Annotated in this window: 11 protein-coding genes; 8 read left to right on the top strand and 3 right to left on the bottom strand. The window is 69.5% G+C overall.

The window, feature by feature from the left end; translation table 11 throughout:
- The first annotated feature begins 39 nt into the window (after window positions 1-39).
- Window positions 40-453, top strand: coding sequence for a DUF4345 domain-containing protein (locus ACFV9D_RS24960; RefSeq protein WP_385150268.1), 414 nt, complete (start codon window positions 40-42; stop codon window positions 451-453).
- 129 nt (window positions 454-582) lie between these two features.
- Here the strand turns inward: ACFV9D_RS24960 and ACFV9D_RS24965 are convergent, their stop codons facing one another.
- Entirely contained in the window at window positions 583-849 is a 267-nt protein-coding gene (locus ACFV9D_RS24965; RefSeq protein WP_385150271.1) for a hypothetical protein, read from the bottom strand.
- An 843-nt stretch (window positions 850-1,692) separates the two neighbouring features.
- Here ACFV9D_RS24965 and ACFV9D_RS24970 point away from each other — a divergent pair.
- The 7 genes from ACFV9D_RS24970 (at window position 1,693) to ACFV9D_RS25000 (ending at window position 5,239) form a co-directional block, all read left to right on the top strand.
- A complete protein-coding gene (locus ACFV9D_RS24970) occupies window positions 1,693-1,905 on the top strand; it encodes a hypothetical protein (RefSeq protein WP_385150274.1) in 213 nt (70 codons plus the stop codon).
- 28 nt (window positions 1,906-1,933) lie between these two features.
- Window positions 1,934-2,155: a hypothetical protein gene (locus tag ACFV9D_RS24975; RefSeq protein WP_385150277.1), complete on the top strand. Its 222-nt coding sequence runs from the start codon at window positions 1,934-1,936 to the stop codon at window positions 2,153-2,155.
- A 135-nt stretch (window positions 2,156-2,290) separates the two neighbouring features.
- Entirely contained in the window at window positions 2,291-2,575 is a 285-nt protein-coding gene (locus tag ACFV9D_RS24980) for a hypothetical protein (protein ID WP_385150280.1), read from the top strand.
- A 179-nt stretch (window positions 2,576-2,754) separates the two neighbouring features.
- Window positions 2,755-3,375, top strand: coding sequence for a hypothetical protein (locus ACFV9D_RS24985; protein ID WP_385150283.1), 621 nt, complete (start codon window positions 2,755-2,757; stop codon window positions 3,373-3,375).
- Between the two features lie 649 nt (window positions 3,376-4,024).
- Window positions 4,025-4,423 (top strand): hypothetical protein, encoded by a 399-nt coding sequence (locus tag ACFV9D_RS24990; RefSeq protein ID WP_385150286.1) that lies wholly within the window; start codon window positions 4,025-4,027, stop codon window positions 4,421-4,423.
- Window positions 4,416-4,691 (top strand): hypothetical protein, encoded by a 276-nt coding sequence (locus ACFV9D_RS24995; protein ID WP_385150289.1) that lies wholly within the window; start codon window positions 4,416-4,418, stop codon window positions 4,689-4,691. Before ACFV9D_RS24990 ends, ACFV9D_RS24995 begins: the two co-directional genes overlap by 8 nt.
- Window positions 4,692-4,975: 284 nt before the next feature.
- The gene (locus ACFV9D_RS25000) at window positions 4,976-5,239 is read left to right on the top strand and encodes a hypothetical protein (RefSeq protein ID WP_385150292.1); all 264 of its coding nucleotides are present in this window, start codon (window positions 4,976-4,978) and stop codon (window positions 5,237-5,239) included.
- A gap of 169 nt (window positions 5,240-5,408) precedes the next feature.
- Here ACFV9D_RS25000 and ACFV9D_RS25005 read toward each other — a convergent pair whose 3' ends face one another.
- The gene (locus ACFV9D_RS25005) at window positions 5,409-8,063 is read right to left on the bottom strand and encodes a Helicase associated domain protein (protein WP_385150295.1); all 2,655 of its coding nucleotides are present in this window, start codon (window positions 8,061-8,063) and stop codon (window positions 5,409-5,411) included.
- Between the two features lie 80 nt (window positions 8,064-8,143).
- Window positions 8,144-8,665 (bottom strand): hypothetical protein, encoded by a 522-nt coding sequence (locus ACFV9D_RS25010; protein ID WP_385150298.1) that lies wholly within the window; start codon window positions 8,663-8,665, stop codon window positions 8,144-8,146.
- Window positions 8,666-9,686: the final 1,021 nt, after the last annotated feature.

The following is a 9,686-nucleotide window of genomic DNA, read 5'->3' on the forward strand; positions in this document are numbered from 1 at the left end:
CATGTCAACTAAGCTCCGCCAAGACGACTTGGAGGGATTGTGGCCCGGGTTTTGCGCATACTCACGCAACTGATGGGCTGGGCCTGCGTGGCGATCGGCCTGTTCCACATGGCACTCGGCAACGCGGCGATCCCCGGCGCCGGTTCCGCTGGCCCGACGGTCGACAGCTGGGGCAGGTTCATGGGGGCCAGCTTCGTCGGCTACGGGCTGGCCTGGCTCTGGGCCGCACGGCAGCGGCCGATCCAAGCTCGGGCGGTGCGGTGGCTGGCCGGCGTTTTCCTGCTGGGCGGCTTGGGCCGGCTGATCTCGCTCGCCGTGCACGGCTGGCCGCAGTGGTTCCAGATCGCGTTGGCGGTGATCGAGCTCTGCCTGCCGCCGGTCTTCTTCTGGCTGGCCGACGCAGGGGAGCGGGCCCTGCGCAGCGACGTGGAGGCAATGCCCGCCGGGCGGTGAACCCGACTGAGCTCATCCAGATCGAACACTTGGGTGGGGAAACTGGCGCTGTCGGTGAGGAATTACGTGATCGTTGACACATGGCGGGCGGACCGCAGACGCAGGATGGCCAGCAGGTCCTCGGCCCGTTTACCGCACACCCCGCTGCGTGAATTCGGGGAAGCGGGCCTGCTCCGGAGCTTGACTCGGCAGGGCCCTCTGGCCGTATCCACGCGCCATGCATGCCTGGCCGGGGGAGGCTGTCGGGTGCCAGGCCCGGACGGCGGTGAAGGAGGCCATCCCCGAGTGGTTCTCACCCCGCCCTTCGAGCCGATGCTCGCGCAGGCCGCCGAGTACGTCCCTGGCTCCGGCGTCCTGGCGAGCGGCTTCGCGGCGGAGCAGAAGTTCGGCATCCACCGCGCGATCCTGTTCCCGGACCGCCCCCTGGATCCGCGCTCGCCGCCGTCTGAGGAGACAGTCGCATCCGCCTCGCACCGTGCCTCCGCACCCCAGTGCGGGGGCACGGTTATCTCCACCGCCAGAACCTGTTCACTCGTCCCGGTGGACCGGCCGCAGCCCTCCGCCCCGCGAGGGCCGTACTCCGCGATCTTGAGGGGATGTACCCCCGCCGTCCCGCGCCACTTCTGATCAGCGCCCTCTTGCTCGCCGTCACCGGCTGCGTCTCCGTCCCCGCCGAGCGGCCGCCCGCTGCACTCGCGCCCGCCGCTGACCGGCTGCCCGTTGCGCTGCCCAACACCTGGCCGGCGCCCAGTCAGGCAGCCCCACGCGAAGAGCTCGCCGTTACCGAGCCGCGGCCCGGCGACACCGCGTCGCCCCCTCCGTCCGCACCCGCCCGCCGATCCGCTGCTGGCAGAACGACCGAAGTCCCCGAGGCTCGCCGCTCTCCCCGTCTCCCCCGGGGAGAGACACGATCCGTCGAGCAACGTGCTAAGCCCCAGGCGTCGGTGAAGTCGTCACAGAAGCGCCCCTACGGCAAGACGACGAAGGCACCCAGGCACGTCACCCAGCCGCGGCCAGTGGCCCGGCCCGTGGACATGGCCGCCCTATGCCGCGACGCCGAACGCATCCAGGTGCCCTACGGTGTCCCCGCCCTGTGCCGCAGCACCTACGGCCGCTAGGGTGCGGGCGCTCGAGGAAGAGTTGGCGGAGGCTGCGCTCGTACGGTTCCTGGGCGACCCGGCGCCGAGGGAAGGGCCGCTGCGCTAGCCTCGGGCGTACCCGACCGTGGTGGAGGCCCCGATGGCGCATCTGACATTCAACGAGGCCGAGCAGCGCGAGCTCCGTGAATCCGCGCGCGCCGAGTTCCCCGGGAACCCAGCCCTCGCTTACGTCCTCGAGAACATCGCCTCCGAAGGCATCGACCTCGACCGGTGCCGCGACTGGGACGACATCCGGGCCGAGAAGGGCCTCGCTGGCAGCGATCGGAACGACCAGGACCCGCATGTCGCCTAAGCACTCCCTCGGTCGGCGCCCTCGCATCGTGTTAATCGAGCCGGCCGAGACGCAGGTTCGTGCCCTGTCCACCGTGCAGGCGGCACAGCTCGACGCGGCGTTGAACGAGATTGCTGCCGACCCCACGGACGTGAAGGCGCACGCCACCGCGTCCGCGCTGCGCGACTACCAGCACTCCGGTGTCCGGATCGTGTTCTACGCGACCGCGCTCGGCAGCATCCTCATCGTCACGTACGTCGAAGTGGACTGACCGGGCCTGTCCGCCCCTCGTTCCGGTCTGGACGGGGCACGCGAGCGTCCCATCCGCCTGCGGATCAGCGGTAGTCGTCCTCGTCGAGGCTGACGACTCGGCCCCGTCCTGTTCACATTCCTCGGGCTGCTCTACATGACCAATCCCCTGGGGCTCGGCGACGCGGCTTTCCGGCAGCTGAACGCGTACTCCAGGATCGACTGGTCCGCCGAAGCGGCGCAGCGGCTAGCCTTCGTGCTGGGCAGGACGGCCTTCGCGATCGGCACCGGCGCGCTGATCTGGGTCCTTCTCCTGGAATTCGAGGCAAACCATCCCGTCAAGGTGGCCTTCCTGGTGGTCGCGATTCCCGCCGCTCTCGCTCTCGTACTCTTCACGGTCATCGACACCAACAGGCGCGCGGCGGAGCAGCGCCGGCCGTAGACAGCCGTCCACCGAAGAAGGGTTGTGCCTGTCCCTTCCTCACCCAGCTTCACGACGGTCTACAGGGACAGCGGATGGTGACATGATTCCGGCCGCCCGGGGTGCGGGTGCGGGCGTGCCCGGCACCCGCACCCGGGGGGCTTCCCTTCCGCAAGTTTATGAACGACGAATGGAGCAGCATGTCCTACGACGGCGCGTTCCTGTGGGGTCCGGCGAACTTCTCCCGCCGACCGTCCACCCGGCTGGTCATGGAGGGTGTCGCTGTGGGCGTCGTGACCGCCGGCCTGATCGCAGGGGTCGGGGTGACGGGCACGCTGACCGGTTTCGACACGATGGGCTCGGTGGTCGGTGTCATCGTGGGTCTGGCCGCCGCCTGGTATCTCTTCGCGACGAACGCGGGACGTGTCCTGGTCGGCGCAGTCGCCCTGCTCGGCGGGGCCCTCGCCTGGTGGATACCGGGCCAGACCGCACAGGCCGTCCTCGCGGCGCGCGGCGAGAGCCGTTCTGTGGTGGTGACAGAGGTCCACGTCCACCGCTACGAGGGACGCAACTACGTCAAGAACTCCTGCTCGGTACGCCGCCTTGACGGCACCCCGGTCCCGACCGAAGCCTGGCGCACTTGCGGCGCCACCGTGCGCCTGGGCCACCACCTCACGATGGTCTTCGACCCGAGCGACGCCGTCCCGCCGACGGACCGGATCCTTCCTGCCACCGCCGCCGAGGCGCTCGCGGGGCCGGCGGCGGCGACTCTGGCCCTTATGGCGTTGTGCTGTGTCGCGGTGATCCGAGCCCAGCCGTGACCAAGTCACGTCCGACTTGCGACCGCGTGCTCGGTGACCGCGGGCGGGCGCGGCGATGCCGGGGCACCGTCCTCCGGCTCGACCTTCATGGTTGGTCCAGACTCGCTTCGACGTTCTTGGCGACACCTGTCCGAGCAGAAGACGGCAGGTATCGCCGAAGTCCTGCCGTAGAAGCTCAGTTACCGAAACAGGCGATCACTAAGACCATGGTGCCTCACTCCCCGTCACCAGCGCGATCGAGAAGGAACCGCCGATTGCTCACCATCCACCAACACGCTCACTGCTCACTGCCCCCGGATTTTGGCGTTTCCGCAGGAGCCAGTGCTCATGAAGTCGCGAAACCTACAACCGGCCATCCGCTGAAAGACCTCCCGGGCACCCGGCTATGGGTGACCGCACGCCTCGACGCTCTGCTCGACACCGACCTGGCGCTGCAGGACTCGGAGACCGCCTGAGGTGATCGGCCCGTCCCCGACGGCGGATGCCGTGGCATGCCGAGCTGGCGCCAGGATTTGCACGGGCGGTCACAGGGGTGACCTGCCTCACCCCACTTGTGCGGAGGGGGCACATGGGCGCACCGAGCGCATGAGTCGACGCCGGGGTGGGGGAGGGACGGAGCGAAGCGTCCGTGCCGGGAAAGGACCTTAAGGTGACCTTGCCGTTGTCGCGCCCCGCGATCGTCTGCCGAGAGTGCCCAAGCGAGGAGACCGAACTCGTCCTTCTCAGCGGGCGGCAGGCCCTGCGCTGTCGGCTGTGCCGTACGACGTGGCGGCCGTACGAGACACCGCACTCCCCGGCGCCCGACTACAGGGCCGCGTACCGCACCGCACCACCGGCAGACGAGGAACGCGAGACCTGCCTCGCCCTTCAGGCCGGCCTCGACGCCGCGGCCACCACGGCGAAGGTCGCAAGGGAGCGGGGCCCGGACAACGAGACCCGCAGGCTCCTCCTCCTGCTGCGGTGGGCCGCGCTCGCGGACCCCGGTGCAAGCGGAACGGACGTCAGAAGCGACCAGGGCCCCCTCGGCGCGCTCGCTGAGGATGGCTGAGAGCGCGGCGCGGCTGGGGCGGCGCAGGGCACAGGTTCGGTACACCTTTGTCGAACGGTTCACCCACGCCGAAGAGCCGCCGCCTCTGGCCCGCATGCTCCGCGGCGGCCGGGGCGGCCAGGTCCGGCTCAAGCTCTACCTGAGCTACTTGTGGCTGCAGAAGGACGACACCGCCCGGGAGCTGGCCATCCGGCACAACGCCTGGGCCACGCTGCTCGACCTCCCCGATCCTGAGAAGGCGGGAGCCCGCCGGATCGCCGACGCGTAGGCGTGGCTGGAAGAGCACCGCTTCATCGACGTGACCCGCACCGGCCGCCTGAACCTCGTCACCGTTCTCGACGAGACCGGTCGCGGAGAGCCCTGGATCGCCCCGGGCGCAGCCGCGAAGAAGGAGAAGGAGACCAGCGACCTCGGCGCCCTGCCGCACCGCTACATCCAGATCCCGCAAACCTGCTGGACCCAGGGACACATCGCCGTCCTCTCCGGCGCTGCGGTCGCCATGTTCCTCACCCTGCTGTGCGAGAACGGCGGGCTCGGCGAGGACCGCGCTCTGTGGACAGCCCCAGGGAGGCAGAGAGCCGCTTCGCGCTCAGCGAGGACACCCGCAGCAAAGGGCTGCGGGAGCTGGCGCACGCAGGGATCGTCACCACCAAGCGCCGCCCGGTGAACGAGACCGACTTCCAGGCAGAAGCGCTCTACATGCGCAACGTGCACTTCCTGCGGCTGGAGCGCCTGGCCGAGCCCGCAGCCGTCACTCCGCGGCGGCGCGTGGTCGGGGTCCCCAAACAGCTCGGCACCTCGGCGGACACTCCTTAACCGCGTCAGCCCGAATTTTCCCAGGACACTGCTGTGGGCAGGAGCTGCTCGAGGAGGACGCCAATCCCAGGTCGGAGCAGCAGGGCCCGGCCGGTATGAACGGACTTCGGCGTGATGGCGGTCGGCCGCTGGAAGCTCGTGGACGGCGCTGGCCGGCATGCCTGTGGTCTCACACCCATTTCACGCCCAGCTCCCGCAGTGCGTCGAGCTGTTCCTGGGTGAGCTTGTCGCGCCGGGTCTTGGTGTTGGAGACCCACACGCCGAGTTTCACGACCGCCGGCGCCATCTCGCCCTCCACCGCGATCTCCTCGGCGTGGGTCCTGGGGACGCGGTGGTGGCCCTCCCGGCTGACGTACTGCGCGAGGGCCTGCAGGCCGCGTTGGAAGGCCGCTGACGCCTTTTTAGCCTTCCCTCCGCCCTTGGCCGTCGGGGCCGGTGTTGGGCGTCCAGCGGGCTTGACGCCCAGCCCCGCGAGCCGTTGCTGTTGCTCCTCGGACAGCTGGGCCCAGGTGCTCGCCTCCCGCTGTCGTGCCAGCCACCTGCCGAGGTCGTCGCCTTCGTAGAGCACGCCAGGTTCGATGTCGGGCAGCACACCACCGGCCTCGGTGTCGGCGAGGCCGGCCAGGACGCGGTAGTGGCGTTGCCAGTCGAGTGGCCAGGGGCAGTTCCAGTCCTCGTCGATCCCGGAGAGCTGAGCGGCCCGTGTCTGGGCGCGCTCGGGGTCCTTGCCCAGGCCGCCCTTCCGGCGGAGGTTGGCGATCAGCTGCCCGATCGCCAGCTGCCCGCCGGCGCCTTCGTCTACGCCCCAGACGGCGTCCTGACGGGGGGCGAGGTGGCCGTGCGCGCGCCGGTACGAGCGCAGAAGGCCGAGCTTCGTCTCCCACGCTTCCTCGCCGGGTTCCCAGACCATGCCGGCCTCGTCGAGGAGCTCGACGCGGTGGTCGTCGAGTTCGCCGGTCCGTACGGCTCTTCTCTGCCGGTGCACCCAGCGCCCCAGCGGGAACGCCTTGGTGGCGCCGACCTGGACCTCCACGTCGTAGGGAACCGTGTAGAGACCGGTGATCTCCTTCTCCTGGCGCCAGCGGAGGAGGGCCTGATAGCCCTCCAGCCACACCAGCGACTCCGGCCGGTAGACGCGGGTGCGGAGGAAGGCGGCGATGGTGGCGGCGTCCCTGGGGGAGGAGAAGTGCAGCAGCACGGACTCGACCGCGCCCTGGATGCCGTCGTCCTCCTGGCCCCCGTCCCAGCTGATGATGCGCCCGTCCTCGTCTCGTACGAGGTGGCGGCTCTTCTCCCGGGGCTGACGGGTGAGGGCGCGGGAGGCGAGCTGCTCCACCAGGCGTTCCGAATGTGAGCGCAGCCCATTCAACACAGCGACCAGCCCCGCGTACGAGGCGGAGGCGACCATGTCGGTGGGGTCTTCGCCGGGCTCAAGGAAGACCGGCACGATGATGCGCGCGACCTTGGTGGTGCCGTCGGGGTTCGGGCGGAGCGCGCGGCCGATGTTCTGGACGATCTCCACCTGCGAGCCGCGGGTGTCGGCGAAGCACACGGCCTCGACGCCGCGCTCGCCGACGATGTCGACGCCTTCGCCGAGGACGCGAACGCTCGCGAGGAAGGCGCGGTGGACCCGCCGGCCCTCAGCATCCATGCCATTCGCGAACTGCCGCAGGACTTCGCGCCGCTCGGTGACGAGGTGGTCGCCGCAGAGCCAGACTGACCACACCCGGTCTGGGGGTACGTGCCGGTAGGGCTCGAGGTCGTAGAGCTGGGCGTCGATGGAGGACAGCGGCAGCGCGGCGGCGTCTTCGAGGAATTTGTCGGATGCCTCGGTCGCGTAGAGCTGGGCGGCGGTCTCGGGCAGTTTCTCCGCGAACGCGGCGGCTTCCTCGACCCGCTGGTGGAATGTCATGACGGTGCGCAGGTTGTGGGCGGCGGCATGCTCCAGCAGGGCGGTCTGCAGCAGTGCGAGGCGCCGGCCCCGCAGCGCCTCCTCGGAGAGGCCGACGATCGGTTCGGGGTCGCGGATTTCGATCACGTCGATCTCGAACCCGGCGAGGATGTTCCGTTCGATGGCTTCGGACAGCCCGAGCTTGTAGAGCCACTGGCCATAGGTCCCGTCCGGGTCGCTGGCCATCGTCGCGATCTCCAGCTCGCGGCCGTCCGCGCCCTTCTGTGGCCGAGGCGAGGCCAGGATCCGCGGCGTGGCGGTGAGGTACAGGCGGAAGCCGGCGGGGATGCGGGTGTTGTCGTGGATGGCGGCCCAGGCCCGGCCGATGTCCCCGGCCGTTCCGTGCGCCTCGTCGACCACCGCGAGGTCGAACGGAGCCATCGACTGGCCATACAGCCGCTCCCCGCCCGCCAGCGCGGCCTCCAGCGGCCCGCGGACCTTCCCGCCGCCCCACAGTCCGTCCGGGTCGTCCCGGTCGACGAGGGAGGCGTACGTGGCGAGCACGACGACCGGCCCGTGGCCGGCCCACAGGGCAAGCTGGATCGGGTTCGTGGTCGAACGAACGCTGAGCTGCTCCAGCACGGGGTCATTCTCGAGCGAGCACACGGCGACCATCGGGGAGCGGTGACCGACGCGGCGCCAAGCCTGGGCGGTCTGCACGAGCAGGTCCAGGGTGGGGACCATGACGAGGGTCCGGCCGTGCGGGAAGCATTCCAGCGCGGCCCAGGCGGCCGTGATCGTCTTCCCGGAGCCGGTCGCGGACACGACCGTGCCCCGCGCCCCTCCAACCCCAACAGATGATCTTGCAGGAAATCCTGCCCATTCCCGGATCCGCGAAATCGCTTCTACCTGGTGTTCCCGAAGCTGAATCATCGGTATTCCCGATCTCCCGTGCCGTCCTCGCGGGACAAGCCCCTGCGAGTGGTCGAATCGCCGGATGTGCTGGTCGTCTTCTACCAGCCGTGTTCCGAGGGGCCGATGACGTCGTGTCCGATCCGCCGGGCGAGGTGCTGCGCCCGTTCTTCCTCGTGAGGCCGGACGTGTGCGTACACGGTGTGGCCAGTGGCCGGTTCGTGGTTGGCGTCGATCCCGAAACAGGCCTGCACCCCAGTCCGCGCATGCTCAGGACCGAGGCCGAGCTCGGGTATTGCCGGCCAGCTGAGCGCCATCCACGCGATCTGCCCCCACCCCGCCCCACGCAGCACATCCAGGGCCCTCTCCAGCAGATCACCCTCCACCGGCTCCTCGACGGAAAGCTTCATCGGCAACAGACCGGCCAGCTCCGCGGCACCCTCAGGAAGGTCCGCACCTTGGAAGTGCGAGCCGGCTCCGGAGAACCAACCCTGGGGAAATACCTCACGCGCCTTCAGGACATCCTCCACACAGACCAGTTCAGCATCCAGGTCGACACTCGCCCCCTCCCACAGCTCCCCGCACTCGACCAGAGAAGCAGCCACGGCGATCACCTCCGCCACGTCCTGGCCCCTGTAGACCGGGCACGCCCTCGCATTACCCACATTGCCCCCAGCCTTCTGATCAGTCCGAGACCGATATCCAAGCCTCTGAAAGGTATCCCATCCTTCTCCCAATCCTACATGCTGCATCACTTCGTGTTCTTTGGTGGTCTTGCTCGACAGTGCGGCAGCCCTCATGCCAGGATGCCGGTATGACGATCACTGCCCGAAAGGGCCATGCCGCGTAGGCGGCCGGGCGCGTTGCGCGCCCCTCACCCCAAGCTCTACGCATTGGGCCGGGTGTACCGGATCGACCGGTTGTCGCCGCGGACGACCGCTGCGGTGTACCGGGCCGAGCGGGATTCAGGCACTGAAGATGTGTGGCCTGGCGCTACTGAAACAGCCTTGTTCTGGTGCCGGCGGTTCCTAGGCCGGCCGGGCCGGTATCTCGAGATCGCTTTCGCCGTGTGCCCGTGCCCTTCGGACAGTCTGGAGGACGTGGCCGAGGCCAGGGACATGCTGGAGCAAGTGGTGGTACTGCTCCCCGCCCCGGCACACCGGGAGCTCAGGGCGCTCCTGGCTGCGCTCGATGCGGAACTGTGGCGTAGGACCCTCCCCGATCCGTTCGCATTCCGTGATCCGCGGCGGAGAGGAGGCGGCTGGTGGCATCACAGGCTTCGAGGAGACCGGCCATTCGGATAACGCACACGGAAGCGGAGCCCAAGTTTCTCAGCCGCGCCCTCTGTCATCCCGGCCTCACGAGACAGAGCCCCCGACACCTAGCCAGCCTGGCCCGCGTCAGCGGGCCTTGGGACTGAAGGCGCAGCCGGAAGTCCCCGTTCTGGCGGGGGAGCGCAGCGGACCCGCCATGCCGGTCTGCAGCGAAGCGGAAGACCGGTAGCGGGACGAAGTCCCGCAGCTCCGAAAGCGCAGCGAACGGAGCGTCAACCCGACGGCGAAGCCGTCGGGTTGAGCGGGACGCGGAGCGTCCCGCCAGCGCTCCCGCGGAGCGGGAGCGCAACCCCCGTGCGCAGCACGGGGG

The organism is Streptomyces sp. NPDC059875 (assembly GCF_042731085.1).
Classification (GTDB): domain Bacteria; phylum Actinomycetota; class Actinomycetes; order Streptomycetales; family Streptomycetaceae; genus Streptomyces.

Coding starts and splice junctions, on each gene's coding strand:
- ACFV9D_RS24980 (WP_385150280.1), top strand. CDS start 2,291: ATGACCAATCCCCTGGGGCTCGGCGACGCGGCTTTCCGGCAGCTGAAC.
- ACFV9D_RS24995 (WP_385150289.1), top strand. CDS start 4,416: ATGGCTGAGAGCGCGGCGCGGCTGGGGCGGCGCAGGGCACAGGTTCGG.
- ACFV9D_RS25005 (WP_385150295.1), bottom strand. CDS start 8,063: ATGATTCAGCTTCGGGAACACCAGGTAGAAGCGATTTCGCGGATCCGG.
- ACFV9D_RS24985 (WP_385150283.1), top strand. CDS start 2,755: ATGTCCTACGACGGCGCGTTCCTGTGGGGTCCGGCGAACTTCTCCCGC.
- ACFV9D_RS24970 (WP_385150274.1), top strand. CDS start 1,693: ATGGCGCATCTGACATTCAACGAGGCCGAGCAGCGCGAGCTCCGTGAA.